Source organism: Marinomonas maritima (genome assembly GCF_024435075.2).
Lineage (GTDB): Bacteria > Pseudomonadota > Gammaproteobacteria > Pseudomonadales > Marinomonadaceae > Marinomonas > Marinomonas maritima.
This window is the reverse complement of the sequence record NZ_JAMZEG020000001.1, coordinates 1,211,673-1,237,279: the sequence shown is the minus strand read 5'-3', so window position 1 is coordinate 1,237,279 and position 25,607 is coordinate 1,211,673. Positions and strand designations below refer to the sequence as shown.

Genomic DNA, 25,607 nt, shown 5'->3' with positions numbered 1-25,607 from the left:
GACCGCTACACGGCCAGCCTTAGCAGAGGGGTAAATAAAAAATTAGGCTTCGATTACAAGGCCATATTCCAGACTAGCATCCTGAATCCATAGCCATACATAATCAGAAAAACTACGACGAATAACGAGTTCAAAACGAGCTTCATCAAGTCGACGTATGGTTGTTGTGGTCTTAGCAAACAACGTCGACACAACTTTCCCGACTGGGAATACCGTTAGATGCAGATCAATCGGAGTCGATTTTTTCAACAAATCAATCGCATTTTCACCCGATATTTCTAATACCGTCGAACCACCACTGCTGTTAACCAGTGAATAATGGCCCGGCATTTCATCACGAAATGCCGCTTCTATATTAAAGGTTTCCAAGCCCGGTACTAAAATCAACCACTCATCAGGTGACATCCAACGGATAGAGTAGCTATCGTTTTCTACCGATGTGAGTGGTTGTAATGGCAAAGCCACACCTAAAACTCGCTCTACTGCCGTTAGTTGATCCGCATTATTCGGATTACAACGCAGAGTCAAATGACCTAATAGTTTACGTTCACAAAGGTATACGCCACCAGATTGAGGTCCTTGTTTTGCAAGGTTGTCAAAATCCGCGTGATGAAGCGGCGACTGCCCTTCAATCTTAGAATCAGGCACCTGATTCATTACTGCGGCTTTCGTAGCTGCGCTTTGTGCAGCCGTCATTACATTTACATCAGACATTTTGACGTTCCCCTTTCGGATCAAAGAAGATCGGGCTGCAAATTTCAGCTTCAATCACTGTGCCGTCGGCTAATGGGTAATAAACAGTATCACCCATTTTATCCAAACCGCCTTTAATGAAGCCCATCGCAATGGAATGACCAAGCGATTCACTCCAGTAACTTGAGCTGATATGGCCTTCGATTGGTACAGGCATTGGCGCTTTTGGATCCAATACCGCTGCGGAACCTTCTGGAATCACTTGCTTCGGATCTTTGGTTTTCAAACCAACTAATTGCTTACGGTTTTCACGCACACAATCAGAACGACTCATACCTCGTTTACCAATGTAGCTAAAGGGTTTCTGGTTAGAAACACACCAGCCCATTCCCAAATCAAAAGGATGAACAGAGCCATCCGTATCTTGACCCGCAATGATGAAACCTTTCTCGGCGCGAAGAACGTGCATGGTTTCTGTGCCGTAAGGGGTCAAACCGTGTTTATCACCCGCTTCAATCAGTTTTTCCCATACCGCCATGCCGTAGTTAGCCTGTACGTTAATCTCAAAAGATAGCTCACCCGTGAAAGAAATACGGAAAACACGTGCAGGCACACCCGCCACCGTAATCTGTTTCCAATCCATATAGGGGAAATTATCATTCGTAACGTCGAAATCCGTCAGCTCTTCCAACAACTTCCGGCTGTTAGGGCCAGTAATCGTTGCCGTAGACCAATGATCAGTCACTGTATTGAAATAGACTTCCAGTTCAGGCCACTCTGTTTGATGATAAATTTCCAACCACTCATATACATGTGCGGCGCCACCACTGGTGGTGGTCATAAGAAAGTGGTTTTCACCAAGACAAGCTGTGACACCATCATCAAATACCATGCCGTCTTCGCCACACATTAGGCCATAACGACATTTACCCACCGCCAATTTAGCCCAAGCGTTAGAGTAAACACGACCAAGGAATTCACGTGCGTCTTTGCCTTGTATATCGATTTTCCCTAAGGTTGATGCATCCAGAATACCGACCGCATTACGTACAGCCAAACACTCACGATTAAGGGTTTGTTGCATACTTTCACCATCTTTAGGGAAGTACCATGGACGTTTCCACTGGCCAACATCTTCAAACATCGCACCTTGTTCAACGTGCCATTTATGCATTGCCGTATAACGTTCTGGCTCAAACAAAGCACCGCAGTTACGGCCAATAATCGCACCGAACGCAATTGGCGTATAATTGGGGCGGAAAATCGTGGTACCCGTTTCAGGAATTGATTTATTCAAAGCTTTGGCAGCAACGGCCATGCCGTTAATGTTGCCTAATTTACCTTGGTCAGTACCAAATCCCATCGCGGTATAACGCTTCACGTGCTCGATGGCTTCAAAGCCTTCGCGACAAGCGATTTCAATACCCGCAGCCGTCACATCTGTCTGATAATCAACAAACTGCTTAGGCGCCTGAGACGTCGGTTTCAGATGAGGAATATGGAACAAGCTCATCGGTGCCGCGATTTTTAAGGCTTCTACCTTAGGCAAAACAACCTCAACCGCTGCCAAACTTATGTTAGCTAGCGCTTTCTGACCTGCGTCTAAACCTTCTTGCAAAGCCATTGACGTTTCATACTGACCATTGGTGCCACCAGCCGTCAGCTGTTTTTGTGGCGTTGGTCCTGGCAAGAAACCCACGACAGAATCGCTCCAAACGGGACGACTACCAGTATGACAAGATAGATGAATAACAGGACTCCAGCCGCCAGAGGTGGCAACCGTATCCGCTTTCAACTTAGTCACTGAACCAACCACTTTAGTGCCGTCAGAATTCAATGCCGCTACAGAAACGCCGGTGACACGTTTAGTACCCTGCACTTCAATCACCGCAGAGCCTAAAATAATATTCAGTCCACGTTGACGCGCGGCTTCTATACGATCACCTATCGCGGTATCACGTGTATCAACAATCGCGACCACATTACGACCTGCATCGGCCCAATCCAAAGCCGCTTGATAGCCGTAATCATTGGTCGTCATGACCACCAAATCATTACCAGGTACGACGCTATAACGATTGATATAAGCCGATACAGCACTGGTAATCATACAACCAGGTACGTCATTATTGGCATACACCAGCGGACGTTCATGAGCACCCGTTGCTAATACAACCCATTTAGCACGCACTCGGTGCATGCGCTGACGAGTCATATTAGCAGGCGCGATATCTGCTAGGTGATCCGTGCGACGTTCATGAATAGTAAGAAAATTATGATCGTGATAACCGTTGACCGTTGAACGAGGCAACAATATTACATCATCATACGTACTCAGCTCTTCAACAACAGCATGAATCCACTCAGATGCTGGTTTGCCATCCAATTTTTCGGTGCCGTTCAGTAAGCTACCACCAAATTCATTCTGTTCGTCCGCAATAATGACTCGAGCACCACCGCGCGCTGCGGTTAAAGCTGCGGCCAGACCGGCAGGTCCTGCACCGACTATCATCACATCGCAATGCTGATTAATCGTGTCGTAAGTATCTGGATCTTTTTCTCGTGGTGCGCGCCCTATTCCCGCCGCTTTACGAATTATTGACTCGTAGGTATCCCACAAAGACTCTGGAAACATAAAGGTTTTATAATAAAAACCTGGGGGCATCATATTACCGCCAATCTTACCGATCACTCCCATGATATCGGTATCAACACTTGGCCAGCCATTTGTCGACGCTGACACTAAGCCATCAAATAACTCTTGTTGTGTGGCTCGAACATTGGGTACTTGAGTCGCTTCTGTCGCGCCCAGTTGCAGTACGGCATTCGGTTCTTCTGCACCCGCCGCCACAATGCCACGAGGACGGCTGTATTTGAAACTACGCGCAACAACGTCAATGCCGTTTGCTAGCATCGCAGATGCCAACGTATCCCCTTTGTAGCCTTTATATTTTTTACCGTTGTAGGTAAAAGTTAACGGTGTTGAGCGGTCAATGCGACCTCCGTTATTGAGGCGATTCTGTTGGGTCATGATTGCGCTCCTGACGTAGTTTGTTGCTGAGCAGGACTAGCGACAAAAGATGGCTGCTCGCCAATCTTGTAAACTTCTTTGATTTCGTAGCTCTGGGTGTCACGAGTCATATTAAAGAATTTCCGGCAACCGGCAGCATGCACCCATAATTCATGATGAAGGCCACGTGGATTTTTTCGGAAAAACAAAAACTCGCCCCACTCCTGATCAGAACAGGCTTCAGGGTCTAACGGACGGGCAATATGCGCCTGACCTACAGCATGAAACTCTTCTTCTACACGGTATTCCGCACAATGCGGGCAGTAAATATGTAACATTTCAATCCCCTTTTAGTGCGCTACGCCGGCAGCACCATGTTCATCAATCAGTGCGCCAGTATAGAAACGTTTCATAGAAAAAGGCTCGGCTATTGGGTGTGCTTTCCCATCCGCTAGGGTATGAGCAAACAAGTTGCCAGAACCCGGCGTGCCTTTAAATCCACCCGTTCCCCAACCGCAGTTAAAGAACAAATTTTTCACTGGTGATTCAGAAATAATTGGACTGGCGTCTGGGCAAGCATCAACAATACCACCCCACTGACGGTTCATTCGAACTCGGCTGGCGCAAGGAAACATTTCAACAATGGCTTGGACCGTATGTTCAATTATTCCGTAAGACCCACGTTGGCCATAGCCTACCCAGCCGTCAATGCCAGCACCGATGACCAAATCGCCTTTATCTGACTGACTCATGTAACCATGAACATGATTAGACATCACGACCGTATCAAGGAAGGGTTTGATCGGCTCAGACACCAACGCCTGTAATGGATGTGATTCTACTGGCAATTCAAAACCAGCCATTTTCGCCAACACACCACTGTTACCAGCAACAACACAACCAACACGATCCGCTTTTAGCAAGCCGTATTGTTTCGTTTTTACGCCTGTGATCTTGCCATCATTAATTTCCATATCGATGACTTCACAGTTTTGAATTAAGTCAACGCCCAACGCATCCGCTGCTCGTGCATAACCCCAAACCACGGCATCATGGCGGGCATTACCTGCACGACGCTGAACCGATGCGCCCATGATGGGATAACGAGCATTTTTCGAGCAGTCCAAGGTTGGAATTTCTTTTTGTAACTGTTCTGCATCAACCATTTCGTTATCAATGCCTTGCAAACGGTTAGCGGCCACCAAACGTTCATTGGTACGCATGTCCTGCAATGTATGGCAGGTATGGTAAACACCTCGCTGAGAAAACATGACGTTGTAATTCAGCTCTTGCGCTAGACCTTCCCATAGCTGCATAGAATGTTCATACAGAGCGGCCGATTCGTCCCAAAGATAGTTAGAACGTACTATCGTGGTATTACGACACGCATTACCGCCGCCCAAATGGCCTTTTTCCAACACAGCAACATTTGTAATACCGTGTTCTTTAGCTAAATAATATGCTGTTGCTAAGCCATGACCACCGCCGCCAATAATAATGACATCGTATTGCTTTTTAGGGGTTGGATTGCGCCATACCCGCTGCCAGTTCTCGTGGTGGCTAAGACTGTGCTTTAACAACCCAAAGCCTGAATAATGCTGCATCAGATCAGCTCCCTTACATAAAACAATCGACTCAAGCGATTATCGTGGTGTGATTAAAATGGCTGCGACGCTCAGCTAACTGAAGACGCCATAGAATGAGCTTTCACCGTGATAATAGAGATAAAAATTTACGATCTTATGCTTGGGAGCGTCCAGCGGATGACAATTTACGACAGAGGAAAAATGACGCTTTTAATCAAGGCTAAAAATAGCAAAAAGAAAGAGGGTCAAACGGCCTGTTTACGCGTTTTTTACGAAAGAAGAAGACGTTCAGAATAAGAATATTGTATGCCATAACTTTCACTAAATTAGCGCCCCATGAATCATATGGATACTTTTTAATTCTATTCGTTCATTTGATCTATTGATTCCATTAACCATCGACAAAAAGCGGAAACTCTCGGGTCTTGGCTTGGATCCTCTAAAGTAAGTACGGCGTAATCATAGCCGGTGGGCTGTAAACCTAATGGCGCAATGAGTCTCTGCGTTTTTAGATCGTCAGACACTAATGGTACTGAACCAATGGCAATCCCAAGCCTATCTTGGGCAGCTTGCAAGCTATAAAAAAAGTGATCAAAGTGCTGCTCACTTTTTGGAGTAATTCTTTCCAAACCGTAAGCCGCTTTCCAATCATCCCATGCATTGGGTCGAGTTCGACTGTGTAACCAGTTGGCGTTACTTAAATCTTGAGCAATATGGTCATTCCAATAGGCGGTTGTACATACTGGGCCGGCTAATTCAGAGCAAAGCGTTGTGATTTGATAGTCGTCGTTCACGCCGAAGTCCATCCTTCGGATAGCAATGTCACAATTTTCAGACAGTAAATCAATTGGCCCACCCGCCATGCGCAAATCAACGTTTAATTCTGGACAGAGCGTTCGGAATTCACCTAATCGCGGCATTAACCAGCGCATTGCTAAACTTGGCTCACAGGAAATCGTTAAAAAAGGCGAGCCGCTGTCGTGCCGATGTATTTCTTCTACGGTGAGACTCAAAGCATCTAGAGTTTCGGTGGCCGTTTTCTTTAGCCGCTGTCCGGCGGCAGTCAAGTAAACGCGACGATTGCGTCGCACAAATAAGTCCACGCCTAGGCGCGTTTCAATTTGTGCAACCGCTCGACTGATGGCTCCGTGGGTCAAGTGCAACTCTTGAGCAGCACGTGAAAAGCTTTGATGGCGCGCAGATGACTCAAAGGCCGTCAATGCACCCAAAGGAGGTAAACGTCTCTTTATGTGATTATTACTCACAGTGTCCTCTATTAATGATCGATTTTATTAATAAATATCTTAATTCATACTCGTATTATTCACAGATAGGAGTCTCTTACCATGATAAACATAGATCAATTTGAATTGTATTCCGTTGCCGTTATTACATTGTTAGCAGTGATTAGCCCCGGACCGGATTTTGCCATGGTGTCAAAAGTGGCGTTATTAAAAGGACGACGCAACGGTATTTTATGCGCTTTGGGAATTAGTGCCGCGATTAGTGTTCATCTCGCTTATACCTTATTCGGGCTCGGTATTGTATTTGCCAACAACGTTTGGGTGTTGAATACGTTACGTTACCTTGGGGGGATGTATCTTATTTGGTTAGGTGTTTCTGCTTTGTGGCCGGACATCAAGAGGATCTTAATTAAAACAAAGACCAATCAGACATCTGAACCATTAAAAAATGAAAATTTACCTCAGAACAAACTCACCAGAAATAGTTCAGCTTTTTGGTCAGGGTTTGCTTGTAACGCACTCAACCCGAAAACCATGCTATTCATCGTTTCGTTGTTTAGCCAAGTCATTTCAACCGATTCGTCTTTGCTGATGGAGCTTAGCTATGGTGCTTATATTGCTTTAGCGCATTTTGTTTGGTTTGCTTTAGTTGCTTGTTTACTCACGTCAGCGAGAATTCAAAAGAAAGTGTTGGTCTTTAAAATATGGATCGAACGCGTCACTGGCTTACTTATGACATCACTCGGTTTGCGATTATTGATAAACTGATTTTAATGCAAGAAGGCAAAGAGGGACAGTTTAGGGACAATACAAATCCCTCGGTAATCGTGAGACAACCGAGGGTGAGATATTAGAAATGAACGATATTTACACTATTTTATTTCCACAGGCGAGATCCGCAGGCCCAGCGTAACGATGAAAGCAGAGGCCAGAAGTATCAGGGCGGAGATAGTGAAAACACCAAGTGCACCACTGACATCAAAAACAAAACCACCCGCCGCGGCCCCCGCCGCGATACCAATCTGAATAGCGGCGACCAGAAGCCCACCACCACTTTCAGCTTCGTCAGGGACACTACGTGTAATCCAAGTTGACCAAGCAACCGGAACCCCACCAAATGCCATTCCCCAGATAGCCACTAATACAGCCGTTGGCGCAACCGCACCTTGAATACTGACCATCCCGATACCAGCCAAACCAATAATCAACGGCATAATGGTCAACGTCAGGCGTAGCGACCGTGCAATCAAAGCCCCTGCAATGTAAGTACCGATAAAATTAGCAACACCAAAACCCAGTAGAATACCCGAAACACCAGCGGTTGCTACTCCAGTAACGCTTTCAAGGAAAGGTCGGACATAGGTGAATAAAGCAAAATGACCTGTAAAAATCAGCACTAGCGCAAACAAACCGAACTTCATTCGAGGGCGATTCATCACCGCAATCAGGGTACGTAATGTCGCTCGCCCCCGCGGCGGCATTCTTGGCAAAGTAGCAAACTGAACCACAAGAGCTAAAACGCCAAGCAAGGATGCCAGCAGAAAAACATTACGCCAGCCAATAATGCCGCCAAGATAGCTGCCTAGCGGTGCGGCAAAAATGGTCGCTGCCGAAACACCACTAAACAAAATAGCCAGCGCACGTGGAATACTTTTGTCAGGTACCAGACGCATAACGGTGGCTGCCGCCATAGTCCAGAAGCCACCAAGGGCAATTCCGAGTAGTACGCGCCCTGTCATCAGCAAAACAAAATTCGGTGCAAGGGCGACAAGAACATTCGAGATGGTTAACAGCATCGAAAATCCCAGCAAAACATAACGACGATCAATCCTGCGGGTAACGGTGGCTATTAAAAGACTGGCAATCACCGCAAAAATAGCAGTAGCCGAAACCGCTTGCCCGGCCATACCTTCGGTAATTGAAAGATCGGAAGCCATTGGCGTTAAAAGGCTGGCCGGCAGAAACTCTGCCGTAACCAACCCGAAAACACCTAACGTCATCGCTATCACTGCCCCCCAAGCGGGTACATTTTGTACCAACACCGGAGTCCCATTTATTGTATTTGACATCAAAATTCCTCTTAAAATGAAGGTTTGTACACTGCATACAGAATAATATGGACAGGCCGGACGATATATACCAATATATCTTAAATTCATACCATATCGTCCGGAGCGCCATGCAACCTTCCCTGTCAAACAACTCAACTAATGAAACTCGACACGACATGATGAACGAGCTTTTGTCTGGCGTGCGCCTTAAAGGCCTTGAGTACAGACGAGTCGAAATTTCCGCACCATTCGGTCTGAAATTTGGAGAAGAATCGGATAAAAGGTTGGCGTACTTTCACTTCATCGGACAAGGTTCAGTATTGCTGCGAACCCGAAGTGGAACGGTGCACCAGCTTGCATGCGGTGATGCAGTATTGATGCCTTGCGCAGGTACTCATGATATTTATAGCGAAGACGGTGTGCCACTGGTCAGCATTGATGCCTTTGAAAAGGTGCAATTATGTGATGCCACGTCGGAAATCAGCGCTTGTGACACTAAAATATGCCAATCAAAAAACAATTTTATTTTCAGTTGCGCCATGGAATTCGATTTGGGCTGGCTTCATCCATTGGCACATTTAAAGCCAGAAGTAATGCATATTGAAACGGTACCCGATTATGACCCGCAAATTCCTGCCATCCTTGATGTAATGACCAAAGAGTTGAAGGCCAAGCGACCAGGATATAGCGTGATCTTGACGCGACTTGCCGATGTGGTGGCAGCGGCCATTTTACGTCGCTGGGTAGAAATCGGGTGCAACGTGTGCGGTTGGGTTGAAGCAATGCGCGACCCAAAACTGGCTCAGGTTTTATCTGCCCTGCATCATGATCCAGGGCGACAATGGTCTGTGGCAGATATGGCCTCCGAAATGGGAGTATCACGATCTGTCTTTGCTGAACGATTTACCGAGTTAACCCATTCCACACCACAGCAATATCTGGGTAACCTGCGCATGCGACTGGCAAGCCAATGGATCAGCCGAGATAATCTGTCACTTGACGACATCGCCGATCGACTTGGCTATAGTTCAGCCGCTTCCTTCAGTAGAGCATTTAAACGAACAACGGGGATATCACCCGGTGCAGTAAGAAGCGGTCTTTTGCCAGCACTTTAATGTAAAAAAAATATCGAGTGACAGTGACGCTTGAACTTGCGAAGTAAAAAAGTAAATAAAATGCACATTAATGTGGATAATAAACGGTTCGATAGAGTTGATCATAGCCTGCTGGTAGACTTGCTAAATTCACTGTCCATAAGGCTTAAATCACATGTCTACTTCGATCAAATCTGGTGTTAAAGCAACCAAGGTGGCGAGCATTGGCGCTCTACTAATGATGGTTTTTTTAGTCGGATGTAGTGAGCCACCCAAACTTGAAAGCGTTGAAGGTTACGCTCAAGGCACAACCTACCAGATTCTATTTTGGACGGAAGATGCAACGTCCGCGACCGAAGTTCAGTCGGAGTTTAATGCAACGCTTGCTCAGATTGATAAAGAACTTTCCACTTACCGGTCTGATTCCTTCATCTCCGAATTTAACCGTAGCCTTTCTGTGGCTTGGCAACCAACTTCTCAAGACTTTGTTGATTTGGTTAAAATAGCCCAAGAAATACATGCAAAATCGGAAGGTTGTTACGATCCTACCATTGGGCCTTTGTTCGATTTATGGGGTTTTAAAACAGACAAACTTCATGTACCAACACCAGAAGAACTAACCGCACTCAAATCAGAGTTGGGAATCGATAAAATAGAAATAGACGAAGAGAATCTGCGTGTACGCAAAACTCGCCCTTTTTTACAGCTTGATTTTTCCTCTATGGGTGAAGGCTACACCATTAGCAAGTTAAGCGATGTACTGGAAGCCAAAGGCTACGATAACTACATGGTGCAATTTGGTGGCGACATGAAGATTAAAGGACACAAACCTGATGGCGACAAATGGCGAGTGGCCATTCAAAGTCCAATCCCTTCGGCTGACGGTACTCCAAAAGTCTATCAAGTCATGACGGTTGTCGACCAAAATGGCGTGACACTGGACACATCCGGTACATATAACCGCTATTTTGATGACAACGGTGTAGAGTATTCACACATCATAAACCCAAGTACAGGAAAGCCCATTACTCATAACCTTGTATCAGCGTCTGTGTTTGGAACCGACCCTAGAGTCAGCGATGCATGGGCAACAGCGATGTTGTGTCTTGGTCCTGTGGAAGGCGCTAAAATTGCCAAAGAGGAAAACCTCGAAGTCTTCCTTATCGAAAGTAAGAAAGGCACGTTAATTAACACCAGCAGCAGTGCTTTGCTTAAAACACAAAGACTGACCTTCGATTAAACACAGTTTTAGACAAATACCCAAGAGGCCTTCTTGTTAGGTTAAGACGACAGAAGGCCCTTCCCACACACTTTTTACCCGTCATTATTCATGCCATCGTATTGTAATAAATACTTTTTTAAACATAATTAATCGATCGGTTAATTGATGTTTCTTCGTTCCTAGTCTATCCATATATAGACACAGTGATTTATTTACAAATGGAATACATGATGGATCATAAAGAAGCCGTTAATACTACATCGATAAATGACAAGGTGTTGGCAGAAGACACCTTTTTACAACAATTGGTGTCCTGTCTGCCTATGGGTGCCATGGTCGTCAATACTGATGCACAAATTCTGTTCGTCAATGACACACTTTCTGACATATTGGGCTACTCACCAAAAGAGCTTCTCGGATCGGATATTGATTTTTTGCTGCCCTTAGAGTTTCAAGCCAATCACAAAAAACTCATGATGCAATATTTTAATCAGCCTCGTAAACGCCAAATGGGAGTGGGTCAAGCGCTCTTCGCTCGCAAGAAAAATGGTGGCCATATTCCTATAGAAATTGGCTTAAACCCAATACAGCAAGATGAAAATACCTTTGTGTTAGCAACTTTAATCGACCTAACAACAAGGCAACGTGCTAGCAACATGTTCCAGCGTTCAATACAAAATGCCCCTCACGGCGTATTAGTGATCGATTCTGGTGGTCTTATTCGCTTAACGAATGATGTGCTTTGTGAGTCTTTCGGCTACACCTCAGAAGAGTTGATAAATCAATCAATGGATATGCTTTTGCCTCAGCGGTATCGCAAGCACCATGATCATTTACGCAATTCTTTTCACCAAAACCCAACACCTAGAATGATGGGCGTAGGCCGAGACCTGACCGCCCTGCATAAGGATGGCCGCGAGTTTCCTGTGGAAATAGGGTTAAGCCCTTTTGAAGATGAAGAAAATAATGAATTAGTGCTTGTTTCTTTATTAGACATTACTCAACGTAAACGAATGGAACAAGAATTACGCGAAACCAACACGAATTTAGAAGAATTCACCTATGTTGCCTCTCATGATTTACGCTCACCATTGCGAGGTATTGCTGATTTATTAGAATGGGTTAAGGAGGATATCGATTCTGAGACACTACCACATGTTATACACAACATTAATCGCATTGATGTTCGTATTCAACGAATGGAAAATCTTATCGACAATTTATTGACCTATGCGCGAGCAGGAAAAATAGAGTCCAATACGCAAGACATTAATGTAAATGCGCTACTCGAAAATATATTCGAATTATTAGAAATACCACATGGTGTCACTGTAACGCGAGACATCCAGTTAGAGCACTTCACATCGGTATGGACCCCCCTAGAAACGGTCATGCGCAATCTCATCAGCAATGCCATTAAGCATCATGATAAAGATACTGGCTCAATAGCGATTGGCTGTGTGGCTGAAAACAACCTCTGCCACTTTACTATTTGTGATGATGGCCCCGGTATTCCCGAAGCCGCTTTTGCACGAATTTTTCGTTTATTCCAAACGGTGACGTCCAATGAGCGCAGCGGTACGGGAATTGGTTTATCTGTCAGCCGTCGTTTAGTCGAAACGCATGGCGGACGCATCAGTGTTGAATCCAATACGCATCAAAGAGGGGTGACATTTCATGTATGGTGGCCTCGATTTTTAAGGAAGGATACTCATGATTAAAGAGTTAAGCGTACTCATCGTTGAAGATGACGATGTCGCAGCGGAATCCATTACTCGCAGTCTAAGAAAAGTAGCGCCCGATATAAACCTTGTTTACGCAGAACACGGCAAGATAGCCATTGAAATACTCGAAAACAAACACCCAAATAGAACTTTAACCTCTCCCTACTTGGTTTTATTAGATTTAAACATGCCAGTTATGAATGGCTTTGAATTTTTAGAGTATGTACGTGACGATTCAAGCTTGCAAGATACGATTATTTTCATTCTTACAACGTCAAATGATGACAGCGATCGTTCACGAGCTTATGACAATAATGTTGCTGGCTATATGGTCAAATCGGCAGTAGGACCACAGTTTGCAAAACTAGCTGTCCTAATGGACGCCTATAGAAATGCGGTTGAGCCAAATAGTTAAGCCTGGAGACGTCATGGAAGTATTAGAGGCCGAAGTAGCACATGCCTTAAAATTACTCATCGTTGACGACGACGATGTTGATCGCGAACGTCTGCGCAGGATGTTGTCTAAATCTGATATAGATATTGATATTTCGGAAGCATCTTCTGTGGAAGACTCGATGACGTTTCTAGACAACGACGATTACGATTGCGTCATTATAGACTATCGATTGGGGCTTAGCTCTGGACTCACGCTTCTCAACACTATACGCACAGTTATGGAAAGTTCCTGCGCAGTTATAATGGTGACAGGGTTAGGTGACGAAGAAGTCGCTGCCGAAGCGATGCGACTTGGTGCTAGCGACTATTTACTTAAAAGCCAGTTACAAAGCCCACAACTCATTCATGCCATCATTAGTTCCATTCATAAAGCAGAGTTAGAAAAAAAACTCCATGATATGGCGCATTACGACAACTTAACAGGATTAGCCAGCCGCACTTTACTGCTGCAAAACTTGCAACATATTGTAGTCAACAGAGATTCAGCCGCTGTTGCATTTCTTGATTTAGATAACTTTAAACCTATTAATGATAATTATGGTCATGATTCAGGTGATTATGTACTGGTGACCATTGCAAACAGACTTAAACAAATTATTCGTAAAAACGACACGCTCGCTAGAATCGGTGGTGATGAGTTTGTCTTATTATTACAAGACGTCAGCAGTCAAGAAGAATGCGACGGTTTTCTCAATCGACTGATCAGTTTGGTGAACACCCCGATTGAATTGGCAGAGTTTGAATGTCAAGTTCAAGTGTCGGCAAGCATTGGAGTCGCGTTGGTTTCGAACGATAGTTTAGACGCAGACACCATTTTACGACGAGCTGATCAAACCATGTATCAAGCAAAGAATATGGGGAACAACAATATTCTTTTTTTTGACCCTGAAGAAGAACGTCGTCAATATCAACAAAGAGCCATGCTCCAAGCCGCTGAACGCGGTATTGCTCGCCATGAGTTTGAACTTCACTTCCAACCTCAGGTAGATATGGTGCATCATACTTTACTCGGTGTCGAAGCTCTTATCCGCTGGAATCACCCAACAATGGGATTCCTTCACCCATGTGAATTTAGTGAAGTGTTAGAGCATCCAACTACAGGGATATTAATTGGAGAATGGGTACTTCAAGAAGCGCTGCGTCAGCACGCAATATGGCAAATAAATGACTTAGTTATCAGTGTCAACATTGCCCCTGCTCACCTACTCAGCAAAGGTTTTGTTAAACGTCTGGAGCAACTCTTGCAGAATTCACCCAATATCAACCCAAAATTATTGGAACTTGAAGTGTTAGAGACCGTTTCACTGTCTGATATACGAAACGCTGTAGATGTTGTGAAGGCCTGCTGTAAATTAGGCGTTCAAATCGCATTGGACGACTTTGGAACCGGTTATGCTTCACTTAGTTATTTGAAGCAACTACCACTAAATACACTAAAAATTGATCAGAGTTTTGTACAAAACCTTTTATCCAACCAAGAAGATCGATCCATCGTTGTATGCATCGTCGAACTAAGTAAGGCGTTCAACTACAACCTAATAGCGGAAGGGGTTGAATCACGAGAACACGAGCAAGCTCTCATTGATATAGGCTGTTTACGTGGCCAAGGGTATTATATTGCTAAACCTATACCTGCTGATAAATTGACAACATGGATTCAATCTTACCAGCTACAACACCATATCCATTAAATCTGGGAAGTCCAATCCCCCACTCAGATTAACTTATATACTGATACCTTCCGGCATTTTAACCATGTGTTTTGAGTCGAATTAGGGTGAAAAAGAGCCACTATCAATATCATGGCGAACAGAATAAGAGGAAGTACATTCACATGGAAGACATAGGTGATAGCCTAAACTTTGGTCACAACATCACACAACACGATTCTAAAAAATACATAGCATCGATGCTATGTATAGTCTATTTGTGTGTTTAACTGACTACGTTGGGTCTTTAAATCTAAAGACCCAACCCTAACTTAATACGTTTGCGCAAAAGAAAATTGTTCGTTAGACAACCCCATCGCTACTTTTAAAGACTGGGTAGACGACATAGCCCTCACCGTCAGCTGATCGGAATAGGTATCTTTGGGCAGTAGAATATCACTACGTTGTGCCATCACTGTTATAAATTTTTCAACGTCCATGGAATCTGGACCATTCTTAATCGAATTTAGCTCATCTTCTGTCAGACTTGCCATACCACCGCCTGGTAAATAAATAGCGCCAGTAATAAAGTCCACGCCAAAGGCCACCACACCAGGAACAAAGAAAAACAACAGACCAATTGCGTCGAGTGCCGCTACACCAATATCAATCTGACCATTCGTTTGGCCGCGACGCTCAGGATAAAGTAAGGTACCACACGCTGTCACTTGGGTAATGAGCAGTGCTGCGGCAATACCTCGCGTAATATAAGTAAATCTTAGGTTTTGCTTAAAATTAATCATATTTTGTCCTTATCTGTCTTGGTCTCAGCACTACTCTATATCGAAACAACTAAAGAGCACATACCAAGGCATCTTTGTTCCACAATGCTTTCAAACTAAACAAACGTTATTTGCTCATCCAGTTTGTCGATGATATAAGCGCCTATTGGAAATGCACTGGTGGCCGCTGGTGAAGGCGCATTGCACACATGCAACGTTCTTGGACTATGAGCAAATAGAAAGTCGTGTACCAAACTACCATCATTCATCACGGCTTGAGCGCGAATACCAGCCGGATAAGACTGTAAATCTTCCAACGCTATGTGATCGCAGTACTTTTGCACTTGCGCTAAATAGCCTGGTTTGTACCAAGAGTTTTTGGTTTCTACCAAACCGGTTCGCCAATGATTCATCAACAGCTTCCAAAAACCGGGGAAACGCACCATGTCGAAGATGTCTCGCATATTGACGTTAATTCTGCCATAACCTTCGCGCTTCCAACCTTGTACGGCGTTTGGTCCGACCGTGACAGAACCGTCAATCATACGGGTAAGATGAACCCCTAAGAATGGTAAATCAGGATCGGGTATTGGATAGATTAAATGACTGACAATCTGATTGTGTTTCGCAGGTAATTGATAATACTCACCACGGAATGGAATAATCTGAAAATTTGTTGGTATATTGAGCATTTTAGTCAGTCGATCTGCCATCAACCCACCACAACTCACCAGATAGGAGGTATGGACAACATCGTTGTTCAGCGTGATAGCAACACGTTCATGGGTCTCTTCTAAGTTCACTACCTGACTGCTTAAACGCAGCTCTCCTCCTGCTTTAGTAAACAGCTCAGCAAGTTTCTGGCAAATTTTTCGATAGTTCACTATCCCTGTAGAAGGGACGAACAAGGCTGATACGCCTTTAATATTCGGCTCGCGCGCTTTTAGTTGCGCTTGATCCAGTTTATGAACTTCTAAGTTATTTTCTTGGCAACGCAGATATAAAGCTTCCATGCGTTCATGTTCAAGCGCATTGGTCGCTACTAACAATTTGCCACACTCATCAAATTCTATATCGTGCTGAAGACAAAACGCTTTGGTTGCTTTCGCTCCTCTTTGGCAAAAGTCCGCCTTCAAACTGCCCGGTGCATAATACACACCCGCATGAATGACACCAGAGTTATGACCTGTTTGGTGCGTTCCTACTTCCATTTCTTTCTCAATGAGCAAAATACGGTACGTGGGGTAACGTTGCAGCAGCTGCCAAGCAGTCGACAAACCCACGATGCCTGCACCAATCACGGTAATATCATAGCCTGCTTTTTTGGACTCAATGCTCACTCTGTAACTCCTTTTTTATAGTTTTTAATGACCTAGGAAAAAACAACAATCTAGTCACTGCAAATAATAAGTAGATTGTAATAAACCAATACTAATCAAATTCAAAGGCTTCTAAAAAACCACGTTTGTCTGCTCGATAAAAATCGATACATTGCCGACAAACACAAACAAGATCTTTCTGCCGTGAAGGAATAAGGGCAAGCATATCGTCCGGAACAACAAGCTGAAAACACCAGCAAACCTTATTGTCATCAAGTGCACAACCATTATCAGCTAAGCAAAAAGGACACGTCATTTCTCATTCCATAAGGGCAAAAAAAATCCCCACCTAAGGCAGGGATTTTATCATCTATTGTACCTTAAAAAGCACTAAAGAATATTCGCTTACCAGCCAGTAATTTCTTTAAGGCCAGCACCGATATCAGCTAAAGAACGTACTGTTTTCACACCCGCATCTTCTAACGCTGCAAATTTTTCATCTGCTGTACCTTTACCGCCAGAGATGATCGCGCCAGCATGACCCATACGCTTACCAGCAGGTGCAGTAACACCAGCAATGTAAGAAACAACAGGCTTAGTCACGTTTGCTTTGATGTAAGCCGCCGCTTCTTCTTCAGCAGTACCACCGATTTCACCGATCATAACAATCGCTTCAGTCTGTGGATCGTTTTGGAACATTTCCAAGACGTCGATGAAGTTAGTGCCTGGGATTGGATCACCACCGATACCAACACAAGTAGATTGACCGAAACCAGCGTCAGTCGTTTGCTTAACCGCTTCATAAGTCAAGGTACCAGAGCGAGATACAATACCGACTTTACCTGGCATATGGATATGACCAGGCATGATGCCGATTTTACATTCGCCAGGAGTGATAACACCTGGACAGTTAGGGCCGATCAAACGAACACCTAAAGAATCACACGCAACTTTACAGTCAAGCATATCCAAAGTAGGGATGCCTTCAGTAATACAAACGATGAGTTTGATTCCTGAATTTGCTGCTTCAAGAATAGAATCCTTACAGAAAGGCGCTGGTACGTAGATAACAGTCGCTTCAGCGCCCGTTGCTTCAACCGCTTCTTTTACTGTATTGAAAACAGGTAGGCCTAGGTGAGTTTGACCACCTTTACCAGGTGTAACACCACCGACCATTTTTGTTCCGTATGCAATCGCTTGCTCGGAATGGAAAGTACCCTGTCCGCCAGTGAAACCCTGGCAGATAACTTTAGTATCTTTATTAATTAAGATAGACATTATTTGCCCTCCGCAGCTTTAACAACTTGAATAGCTGCATCTTTTAGACTTGTAGCCGCGATGATATCAAGATCAGATTTTGCTAGTACTTCACGACCAAGATCCGCATTCGTACCTTCTAAACGCACAACAACAGGTACGGTAACACCGACTTGCTCAACCGCACCGATAATACCTTCAGCGATCATGTCACAACGAACGATGCCACCAAAGATGTTAACCAATACCGCTTTAACATTGCTGTCAGAAAGGATGATTTTGAATGCTTCAGCAACACGCTCTTTTGTCGCGCCGCCGCCTACGTCTAGGAAGTTAGCAGGTTTGCCACCGTGTAGGTTTACGATGTCCATTGTGCCCATTGCTAGGCCAGCACCGTTAACCATGCAGCCAACGTTTCCATCTAGTGCAACGTAGTTAAGTTCCCACTGTGCTGCATGTGCTTCACGCTCATCTTCTTGAGATGGATCGTGGAACTCTTGCATTTTCTTCTGACGGTAAATCGCATTGCTGTCGATGCCAATTTTACCATCTAGGCAATGAAGGTCACCTTCGTTAGTAATAACAAGAGGGTTGATTTCTAACAATGCAAAATCGTAGTCGTGGAACATTTGTGACAGACCAAGAAAGATCTTAGTGAACTGTTTGATTTGCGTTGGGTTAAGACCCAATTTAAATGCCAATTCACGAGCTTGGTAAGGTTGAGCGCCAACCAAAGGATCAATGATCGCTTTGTGGATAAGCTCAGGAGTTTCCTCAGCTACTTTCTCAATTTCAACACCACCTTCAGTAGACGCCATGAAAACAACACGACGAGTAGAACGGTCAACTACTGCACCAAGGTACAATTCATTGGCAATGTCAGTGCAAGATTCAACAAGAATCTTAGCTACTGGCTGACCATTTTCATCTGTTTGGTATGTAACTAGGTTTTTACCTAACCAGTGCTTTGTGAATGCTGCAATTTCTTCATAAGAATCAACAAGCTTCACACCACCTGCTTTACCGCGACCGCCAGCGTGAACCTGAGCTTTAACCACCCATTTGTCACCACCAATTTTCTTCGCTGCTTCAACTGCCGCTTCCGGCGTGTCTACTGCGTACCCTGTAGATACTGGCAGACCGTATTCAGCAAAAAGCTGTTTAGCCTGATATTCATGTAAGTTCATTTGATTCTTCCGCTCATCTGAATGATTGACATAAGCTCTGCCCGCTAAGACAGACATTGCCGGTTCGTAGACCGGCAAATCCAATTTTTATTAACGTTTTTTACGGTTAGCCATATGGATAGCATGACCATTAACCGCCAACGCCGCTTCATGCACTGCTTCACTTACTGTTGGGTGAGCGAATACAGTCAAAGCGATGTCTTCCGCTGTAGAGCCGAACTCCATAGCAATCACCGCTTGTGCGATCAAATCAGCCGCATGACCACCAATAATATGGCAACCTAAAATGCGATCTGTTTCTTCACAAGCAATCATTTTAACAAAACCATCTGTGTCATTTGCTGCCATAGCACGGCCAGACGCTGCGAATGGGAATTTACCCACTTTGTATTTAACGCCTTCTGCTTTCAGTTCTTGCTCATTTTTACCAACCCAAGCAAGCTCTGGGTGAGTATAAATAACAGAAGGGATGCAGTCATAGTTCATCTGCGCTTTATGGCCAGCAATAATATCCGCTACCATAACACCTTCTTCAGATGCTTTGTGCGCAAGCATTGGTCCACGTACGATGTCACCAATCGCGAACACACCTGGCACAGAAGTACGGCACTGCTCGTCAACGAAAACAAAACCACGTTCGTCTAATTTGACACCTGAATCATCAGAGAAACAACCTTCAGTGAAGGGCTTACGACCAACCGCAACAATCAATTTATCGAATGTTTGTTTTTGCTCTTCGCCTTTCACATCAAGGTAAGTCACTTCGACTTCTTCACCATTGATTTGGCTACCCGTAACGCGAGCACCCAAACGAATATCAAGATTTTGCTTTTTAAAGATCTTGGCCGCTTCTTTCGCTAGGTCTTGATCACAGACACTTAGGAAAGAATCCTGTGCTTCCAATACAACCACTTCAGAACCAAGACGAGCCCATACAGAACCCAACTCTAAACCGATAACACCTGCGCCAATTACGCCTAAACGTTTAGGTATGGCACGGAAATCCAATGCACCTTCGTTATCAACGATGATGTCACCTGTGCGTGGTGCTGGTGGGATGTTTACAGGGATCGAACCAGTTGCCAAAATAACATTTTCAGCATCAATTACGGTAACGGTGCCATCGTGCGCTGTTAGCTCTACTTTCTTGTTTGCTAGAACCTTACCAAAACCTTCAAAGCTAGTTACGCCGTTTGCTTTGAAAAGACCGGTAATACCGCTGGTCAATTGATTAACAATTTTGTCTTTACGATCAACCATTGCATCAACGTCCATAGCAACATCGCTCACGCTGATACCGTGTACGCCGTAAGACTCTTTCGCATCATGATATTTTTGCGAAGAATCCAACAATGCTTTAGAAGGAATACAACCAACGTTCAAACAAGTGCCGCCTAGGCGAGGCTTATTTTCTTTGTCCAACCATTTTTCAATACATGCCGCTTTCAGACCCAGCTGAGCAGCTCGAATTGCAGCAACATAGCCTCCAGGGCCGCCACCAATTACAACAACATCAAATTTATTAGACATAAGAGGTTCCATTTATTTCAGTCTTACCGAGCAGCGCTTTGTGGGCGCTGCTGCAGAATCAATTCATACTCTAACGTTAGTACGAATGCTTAAATTCAAGTACTTAGTTTTTAAACGCTTAGATCTCAAGCAACAAACGAGCAGGATCTTCTAGCAAATCTTTAATTGTTACTAAGAACTGTACCGCTTCTTTACCATCGATCATACGGTGATCGTAAGACAACGCTAAGTACATCATTGGCTGGATAACAACCTGACCATTTACAGCCATTGGACGATCTTGGATTTTGTGCATACCCAAGATAGCTGTTTGAGGTGGGTTGATAATTGGCGTAGACATCAAAGAACCAAACGTACCACCATTAGTAATGGTGAAAGTACCACCTTGCATATCATCCATGCCCAACTTGCCATCACGGCCACGAAGTGCAAAATCCATGATATTAGATTCAATATCAGCCAAGCCCATTGCTTCTGTATTACGCAATACAGGCACCATCAAACCACGGCTTGTTGATACAGCAACACCGATATCTTGGTAGCCATGGTAAACCATGTCATTGCCATCGATAGAAGCATTCACAGCAGGAAAACGTTTAAGCGCTTCTGTTGCTGCTTTAACAAAGAAAGACATAAAGCCAAGCTTAGTGCCGTTATGAGCCTTGATGAACTCTTCTTTGTATTTCTTACGAAGCTCCATGATTGGACCCATATTAACTTCGTTATAAGTCGTCAATAAGGCTGCTGTTTGCTGAGCTTCAACAAGACGTTTTGCAATAGTTGCACGCAAGCGAGTCATTGGAACACGTTTTTCGATACGACCATCGGCACCTAATGCTGGCACAGTTGCTGCTGCAGCTGGAGCTGCAGATTTAGCCACTGGTGCTGCTGGAGTCGATGCTTTTGTTTTCACGGCAGCGTCAACATCTTCTTTTGTGATACGACCACCTTTACCAGTGCCCTTAACTTGAGCAGCCGTTAGGCCAGCTTCAGCTAATGCTTTACGAGCAGCAGGACCAGCAATACCATCTTCATCATTGTCAGCTGCGACAGGTGCCGCCTCGGCAACTGGAGCCGCTGCGCCAGTTGCACCGACTAGGAAGTTAGCCAGTACCTCATCGCTCAAAATAGTTTCGCCTTCGGCTTTAAGAATATCACCGATCACACCATCAGCAGGAGCAACGACTTCTAAAACTACTTTGTCTGTTTCAATATCAACAATGTGCTCATCGCGTGAACACGCCTCACCTGGCTGTTTATGCCATGTGGCAACGGTACCGTCAGCGACAGATTCAGGAAAAGTTGGTGCTTTAATTTGCACCGTTTCTTTCGCAGAAGCTGCAGGAGCAGCCGACTTAACAGGGGCAGCTGGTGCGGGTGCCGATTTTTCAGCTGGCGCTGCGGATGCCGCTGCACCAGATTCAAAAATGGCCATTACTTCGTTACTAAGAACGATATCGCCTTCTGCTTTCAATACTTCTTTAAGCACACCATCAGCTGGTGCAACAACTTCTAAGACAACCTTATCTGTCTCGATGTCTACAATGTGCTCATCACGCGCACAGGCTTCACCTGGCTGTTTGTACCAAGTAGCAACGGTACCGTCGGCTACAGATTCTGGAAAAATAGGTGCTTTAATTTCAATGCTCATTTTATACCCTTATCTCTTTGACAGGCTATGGTACTAACCAACTAGTGCGTCGTTGACCAGTGCTTCTTGTTCTTCAACATGGATAGACATGTAACCAGCCGCTGGAGCAGCAGACGAAATTCGACCTGCAAAGCGGATTTTCAATTCTGGATACAGTTTTTCCAATACTCGATTCATGCGGTGACGATTGGCATGCCAAGCACCTTGGTTTTTCGGCTCTTCTTGACACCAAACCAAACTCTCAACATTTTTATACTGCTCTAACTCAGACTCAAGGTCTGTGTATGGGAACGGGTACAATTGCTCCAAACGAATCACAGCAACATCATCTTTTTGCAGCTCTTCACGACGATTAATTAAGTCGAAATACACTTTACCGCTACAAAGGACTATGCGTTTCACGCTATCCGCCGTAACAGTTTCAGACGATTCTGGTAGGACCGTTTTAAAACTTCCTTCCGCCAAGTCTTCTAGTGTCGAAATAGCTTGTTTATGGCGCAACAAACTCTTAGGAGACATGATGATAAGCGGACGGCGCATTGGACGAATCGCTTGCCGACGAATAATATGGAAAATTTGTGACGGCGTAGTCGGTACACAAACCTGAATATTATATTCAGCACAAAGTTGCAAAAAACGCTCTAGTCGTGCTGATGAATGCTCAGGACCTTGACCTTCATAACCGTGCGGTAACAACATGGTCAAACCACATAGGCGACCCCATTTATGCTCACCACTGGTGATAAATTGGTCAATTACAACTTGTGCACCGTTGGCAAAGTCACCAAACTGCGCTTCCCAAATAACCAAACCTTTAGGCGACGTGCTTGCATAGCCATATTCGAATGCCAATACCGCTTCTTCTGAAAGGTAAGAGTCATACAGATCCAACGTAGGCTGGTCCTCAGACAAATGTTTCAAAGGAATATAAGTACTTCCATCTTTTTGACTGTGGATCACAGCATGTCGATGTGAGAACGTACCACGACCAGAATCCTGACCAGTAATACGGATCGGGTAGCCCTGCTCAAGCAAAGTTGCAAAAGCCAATATTTCCGCGTAACCCCAGTTGAGAGGCAGCGCTCCGGCTGTCATTTTATCCCGATCTTGATAAATCTTCTGAACTTGGCGCTGAACAACCACACCATCAGGCACACTTGTTAATTTCTTAGCGATATTCTGTAGTTGAGACAATGGATATGTCGTGTCTCCAGCATCGGTCCATTCAACACCAATGTATGGCTTCCAATCAACAAATGAGCCAGTCTGAGATTTAAGAACCAGACTTTTGGCTACATGACGAGCATTGTCTAGATCTTCTCGGTTCTCACTAACCATTTGGTCCGATTTTTCTTGCGTCACTACAGACTCAGCAACCAAACGCTCTGAATAAAGAGTACGTGTGGTTTTTAGTTTGCTAATGACACTGTACATCAACGGCTGTGTACCAGAAGGCTCGTCTGTTTCGTTATGTCCACGACGACGGTAACAAACCATATCAATCACAACATCACGGCCAAATTCGTAACGATAATCTAACGCTAGCTGGGTAACAAACAAGACAGCTTCTGGGTCATCACCATTAACATGGAAAATAGGCGCTTGAATGATTTTAGCAACATCAGTTGCGTATTCAGTAGAGCGTGAATCTTCTTGGCGGTTAGTCGTAAAACCAACCTGATTGTTAATGACAATATGCACGGTTCCGCCAGTACGGTAGGCGCGGGTTTGGGACATCTGGAATGTCTCCATAACCACACCTTGACCAGCAAAAGCCGCATCACCATGGATTGAGATAGGAACAACCGTTTTACCCGACGTGTCTTTACGACGATCTTGACGGGCACGAACTGAACCTTCAACAACTGGCGAAACGATTTCCAAATGCGATGGGTTAAATGATAACGCGATATGAACCTCTCCCCCCGCTGTTATCACATTTGAAGAGAAACCTTGGTGGTATTTAACATCACCAGACGTATTAACAAGCTTCTTACCTTCAAACTCATCAAATAAATCTTTCGGGTTTTTGCCTAGCGTATTTACCAATACATTTAGACGACCACGGTGAGCCATACCAATAACAACTTCTTTTGCACCCAGTGCACCAGAACGCTGGATCAGCTCATTCACCATAGGAATCAAACTCTCAGCACCTTCAAGGCCAAAACGTTTTGCTCCTGGATAACGACTAGCAAGATACTTCTCTAGCCCTTCCGCTGCAGTTAAACGCTCAAGTAGGCTTTCACGGGTTTCTTGAGAATATTCTGGATGAGAACGAACAGATTCGACACGCTGTTGAAGCCACGCTTTTTCTTGCGTATCAACAATGTGCATAAATTCATAACCTATGCTTTCGCAATAAGTTTTTTCAAGTTCAGATATAATTTCACTTAGCTTTAGCGATTCTTTATTAAAAAACAAAGAGCCAACATTAAACTTTGTGTCTAAATCTGCGCCTGTCAATTGATGATAACCAATATCTAAATCGGCAACTTTCTCACGTTTTTGCAATCCAAGCGGATCAAGTGTTGCATGTTGATGCCCACGAACGCGATAAGCATTAATCAACTGCAAAACATTAATTTGTTTCTGCTCATGATCAGAACTTGCTACTTGGCCTGAAGAAACAGGCATAGAGCGAAATTTGTTCTTACCAATCTGTAGAAATTGCTCCTGAATCACGGAATGAGGAAGATCCGTTGATTGCGCTTCGCTTATACGAGGCAATTGATCAAAACATTTACGCCATTCTTCCGACACAGAGTTCGGATCGACGAGGTAGCTTTCAAACAACCCTTCAACATATTCCAAGTTTCCACCTGAAAAATGAGAGGTGCTCCACAGCAACTCCATTAAACTTTCGTGCATTCTCGATCACCCTTATGTTCGAGCCAGCTACCGGGGTCCCGGTATCAACCTATAATTTAGGTCGATCATTTTATCAGGCCCGTAAGGCTATTAAAGCCTCGATTTTTTGTTTATTTCCAGCTACTTCCGCCCTTTTACGTTCAATACTAAGCCACCAAGAACAATCTATTTAAATAAATAAAACATTCTGAATCCATTATCACAAAGTCAGTGGCTTTTCTTAGCGCGTCCGTGCTCGTAAAGATCGAATTTTAAATTCTTTTTGTTACACTCTCTACATA

Annotated in this window: 20 protein-coding genes; 6 read left to right on the top strand and 14 right to left on the bottom strand. The window is 44.4% G+C overall.

All coding sequences use genetic code 11. The features are described from left to right. Positions 1 to 42: 42 nt before the first annotated feature. The 5 genes from M3I01_RS05845 to M3I01_RS05825 form a co-directional block, all read right to left on the bottom strand. Positions 43 to 714: a sarcosine oxidase subunit gamma gene (locus M3I01_RS05845; protein WP_255894720.1), complete on the bottom strand. Its 672-nt coding sequence runs from the start codon at positions 712 to 714 to the stop codon at positions 43 to 45. After that, on the bottom strand, positions 707 to 3,724 hold the full coding sequence (locus tag M3I01_RS05840) for a sarcosine oxidase subunit alpha family protein (RefSeq protein ID WP_255894719.1): 3,018 nt from the start codon (positions 3,722 to 3,724) through the stop codon (positions 707 to 709). Before M3I01_RS05840 ends, M3I01_RS05845 begins: the two co-directional genes overlap by 8 nt. Beyond that, the gene (locus tag M3I01_RS05835) at positions 3,721 to 4,041 is read right to left on the bottom strand and encodes a sarcosine oxidase subunit delta (RefSeq protein ID WP_255894718.1); all 321 of its coding nucleotides are present in this window, start codon (positions 4,039 to 4,041) and stop codon (positions 3,721 to 3,723) included. Before M3I01_RS05835 ends, M3I01_RS05840 begins: the two co-directional genes overlap by 4 nt. A 12-nt stretch (positions 4,042 to 4,053) precedes the next feature. Next, the gene (locus M3I01_RS05830; RefSeq protein ID WP_255894717.1) at positions 4,054 to 5,307 is read right to left on the bottom strand and encodes a sarcosine oxidase subunit beta family protein; all 1,254 of its coding nucleotides are present in this window, start codon (positions 5,305 to 5,307) and stop codon (positions 4,054 to 4,056) included. A gap of 344 nt (positions 5,308 to 5,651) precedes the next feature. Next, complete coding sequence (locus M3I01_RS05825) at positions 5,652 to 6,554, bottom strand: LysR substrate-binding domain-containing protein (protein WP_255894716.1); 903 nt, start codon at positions 6,552 to 6,554, stop codon at positions 5,652 to 5,654. A gap of 81 nt (positions 6,555 to 6,635) precedes the next feature. Here M3I01_RS05825 and M3I01_RS05820 point away from each other — a divergent pair, with 81 nt between their 5' ends. Then, complete coding sequence (locus M3I01_RS05820; protein WP_255894715.1) at positions 6,636 to 7,301, top strand: LysE family translocator; 666 nt, start codon at positions 6,636 to 6,638, stop codon at positions 7,299 to 7,301. 104 nt (positions 7,302 to 7,405) lie between these two features. Here the strand turns inward: M3I01_RS05820 and M3I01_RS05815 are convergent, their stop codons facing one another. Then, a complete protein-coding gene (locus M3I01_RS05815; RefSeq protein WP_255894714.1) occupies positions 7,406 to 8,602 on the bottom strand; it encodes an MFS transporter in 1,197 nt (398 codons plus the stop codon). A gap of 110 nt (positions 8,603 to 8,712) precedes the next feature. Here M3I01_RS05815 and M3I01_RS05810 point away from each other — a divergent pair, with 110 nt between their 5' ends. The 5 genes from M3I01_RS05810 to M3I01_RS05790 all read left to right on the top strand — a co-directional run bounded on the left by M3I01_RS05810 (position 8,713) and on the right by M3I01_RS05790 (position 14,771). Further along, complete coding sequence (locus M3I01_RS05810) at positions 8,713 to 9,699, top strand: AraC family transcriptional regulator (RefSeq protein ID WP_255894713.1); 987 nt, start codon at positions 8,713 to 8,715, stop codon at positions 9,697 to 9,699. 154 nt (positions 9,700 to 9,853) lie between these two features. Then, entirely contained in the window at positions 9,854 to 10,918 is a 1,065-nt protein-coding gene (locus M3I01_RS05805) for an FAD:protein FMN transferase (protein WP_255894712.1), read from the top strand. 212 nt (positions 10,919 to 11,130) lie between these two features. Continuing rightward, complete coding sequence (locus tag M3I01_RS05800) at positions 11,131 to 12,621, top strand: sensor histidine kinase (RefSeq protein WP_275564971.1); 1,491 nt, start codon at positions 11,131 to 11,133, stop codon at positions 12,619 to 12,621. Beyond that, a complete protein-coding gene (locus M3I01_RS05795) occupies positions 12,614 to 13,039 on the top strand; it encodes a response regulator (RefSeq protein ID WP_255894709.1) in 426 nt (141 codons plus the stop codon). The genes M3I01_RS05800 and M3I01_RS05795 overlap by 8 nt, the downstream gene beginning before the upstream one ends. Before the next feature lie 13 nt (positions 13,040 to 13,052). Then, a complete protein-coding gene (locus M3I01_RS05790) occupies positions 13,053 to 14,771 on the top strand; it encodes a putative bifunctional diguanylate cyclase/phosphodiesterase (protein ID WP_275564970.1) in 1,719 nt (572 codons plus the stop codon). A 290-nt stretch (positions 14,772 to 15,061) separates the two neighbouring features. Here the strand turns inward: M3I01_RS05790 and M3I01_RS05785 are convergent, their stop codons facing one another. The 8 genes from M3I01_RS05785 to M3I01_RS05750 all read right to left on the bottom strand — a co-directional run bounded on the left by M3I01_RS05785 (position 15,062) and on the right by M3I01_RS05750 (position 25,326). Next, positions 15,062 to 15,532 carry a hypothetical protein gene (locus M3I01_RS05785; RefSeq protein WP_255894705.1) on the bottom strand — a complete coding sequence of 157 codons (471 nt, stop codon included), beginning with the start codon at positions 15,530 to 15,532 and terminating at the stop codon, positions 15,062 to 15,064. A gap of 95 nt (positions 15,533 to 15,627) precedes the next feature. Then, positions 15,628 to 16,851, bottom strand: coding sequence for an L-2-hydroxyglutarate oxidase (gene lhgO / locus M3I01_RS05780; RefSeq protein ID WP_275564969.1), 1,224 nt, complete (start codon positions 16,849 to 16,851; stop codon positions 15,628 to 15,630). Positions 16,852 to 16,942: 91 nt separating this feature from the next. Further along, positions 16,943 to 17,146 carry a cysteine-rich CWC family protein gene (locus M3I01_RS05775; RefSeq protein ID WP_255894702.1) on the bottom strand — a complete coding sequence of 68 codons (204 nt, stop codon included), beginning with the start codon at positions 17,144 to 17,146 and terminating at the stop codon, positions 16,943 to 16,945. 89 nt (positions 17,147 to 17,235) lie between these two features. Next, positions 17,236 to 18,108 (bottom strand): succinate--CoA ligase subunit alpha, encoded by an 873-nt coding sequence (gene sucD / locus M3I01_RS05770; protein ID WP_112139644.1) that lies wholly within the window; start codon positions 18,106 to 18,108, stop codon positions 17,236 to 17,238. Next, complete coding sequence (gene sucC, locus M3I01_RS05765) at positions 18,108 to 19,274, bottom strand: ADP-forming succinate--CoA ligase subunit beta (protein WP_255894701.1); 1,167 nt, start codon at positions 19,272 to 19,274, stop codon at positions 18,108 to 18,110. Before sucC ends, sucD begins: the two co-directional genes overlap by 1 nt. A gap of 90 nt (positions 19,275 to 19,364) precedes the next feature. Then, positions 19,365 to 20,804, bottom strand: coding sequence for a dihydrolipoyl dehydrogenase (gene lpdA / locus M3I01_RS05760; RefSeq protein ID WP_255894700.1), 1,440 nt, complete (start codon positions 20,802 to 20,804; stop codon positions 19,365 to 19,367). 118 nt (positions 20,805 to 20,922) lie between these two features. Then, on the bottom strand, positions 20,923 to 22,455 hold the full coding sequence (gene odhB / locus M3I01_RS05755; RefSeq protein WP_255894699.1) for a 2-oxoglutarate dehydrogenase complex dihydrolipoyllysine-residue succinyltransferase: 1,533 nt from the start codon (positions 22,453 to 22,455) through the stop codon (positions 20,923 to 20,925). Between the two features lie 33 nt (positions 22,456 to 22,488). Then, positions 22,489 to 25,326: a 2-oxoglutarate dehydrogenase E1 component gene (locus tag M3I01_RS05750; RefSeq protein WP_255894698.1), complete on the bottom strand. Its 2,838-nt coding sequence runs from the start codon at positions 25,324 to 25,326 to the stop codon at positions 22,489 to 22,491. Positions 25,327 to 25,607: the final 281 nt, after the last annotated feature.

What these genes read in the sequence shown, in the direction of transcription:
- M3I01_RS05845 (WP_255894720.1), bottom strand. Translation starts at nt 714, where the DNA reads ATGTCTGATGTAAATGTAATGACGGCTGCACAAAGCGCAGCTACGAAA.
- sucC (WP_255894701.1), bottom strand. Translation starts at nt 19,274, where the DNA reads ATGAACTTACATGAATATCAGGCTAAACAGCTTTTTGCTGAATACGGT.
- M3I01_RS05830 (WP_255894717.1), bottom strand. Translation starts at nt 5,307, where the DNA reads ATGCAGCATTATTCAGGCTTTGGGTTGTTAAAGCACAGTCTTAGCCAC.
- M3I01_RS05750 (WP_255894698.1), bottom strand. Translation starts at nt 25,326, where the DNA reads ATGCACGAAAGTTTAATGGAGTTGCTGTGGAGCACCTCTCATTTTTCA.
- sucD (WP_112139644.1), bottom strand. Translation starts at nt 18,108, where the DNA reads ATGTCTATCTTAATTAATAAAGATACTAAAGTTATCTGCCAGGGTTTC.
- M3I01_RS05840 (WP_255894719.1), bottom strand. Translation starts at nt 3,724, where the DNA reads ATGACCCAACAGAATCGCCTCAATAACGGAGGTCGCATTGACCGCTCA.
- M3I01_RS05775 (WP_255894702.1), bottom strand. Translation starts at nt 17,146, where the DNA reads ATGACGTGTCCTTTTTGCTTAGCTGATAATGGTTGTGCACTTGATGAC.
- M3I01_RS05790 (WP_275564970.1), top strand. Translation starts at nt 13,053, where the DNA reads ATGGAAGTATTAGAGGCCGAAGTAGCACATGCCTTAAAATTACTCATC.
- odhB (WP_255894699.1), bottom strand. Translation starts at nt 22,455, where the DNA reads ATGAGCATTGAAATTAAAGCACCTATTTTTCCAGAATCTGTAGCCGAC.
- lpdA (WP_255894700.1), bottom strand. Translation starts at nt 20,804, where the DNA reads ATGTCTAATAAATTTGATGTTGTTGTAATTGGTGGCGGCCCTGGAGGC.
- M3I01_RS05820 (WP_255894715.1), top strand. Translation starts at nt 6,636, where the DNA reads ATGATAAACATAGATCAATTTGAATTGTATTCCGTTGCCGTTATTACA.
- M3I01_RS05805 (WP_255894712.1), top strand. Translation starts at nt 9,854, where the DNA reads ATGTCTACTTCGATCAAATCTGGTGTTAAAGCAACCAAGGTGGCGAGC.
- M3I01_RS05785 (WP_255894705.1), bottom strand. Translation starts at nt 15,532, where the DNA reads ATGATTAATTTTAAGCAAAACCTAAGATTTACTTATATTACGCGAGGT.
- M3I01_RS05815 (WP_255894714.1), bottom strand. Translation starts at nt 8,602, where the DNA reads ATGTCAAATACAATAAATGGGACTCCGGTGTTGGTACAAAATGTACCC.
- M3I01_RS05800 (WP_275564971.1), top strand. Translation starts at nt 11,131, where the DNA reads ATGGATCATAAAGAAGCCGTTAATACTACATCGATAAATGACAAGGTG.
- M3I01_RS05835 (WP_255894718.1), bottom strand. Translation starts at nt 4,041, where the DNA reads ATGTTACATATTTACTGCCCGCATTGTGCGGAATACCGTGTAGAAGAA.
- M3I01_RS05810 (WP_255894713.1), top strand. Translation starts at nt 8,713, where the DNA reads ATGCAACCTTCCCTGTCAAACAACTCAACTAATGAAACTCGACACGAC.
- M3I01_RS05795 (WP_255894709.1), top strand. Translation starts at nt 12,614, where the DNA reads ATGATTAAAGAGTTAAGCGTACTCATCGTTGAAGATGACGATGTCGCA.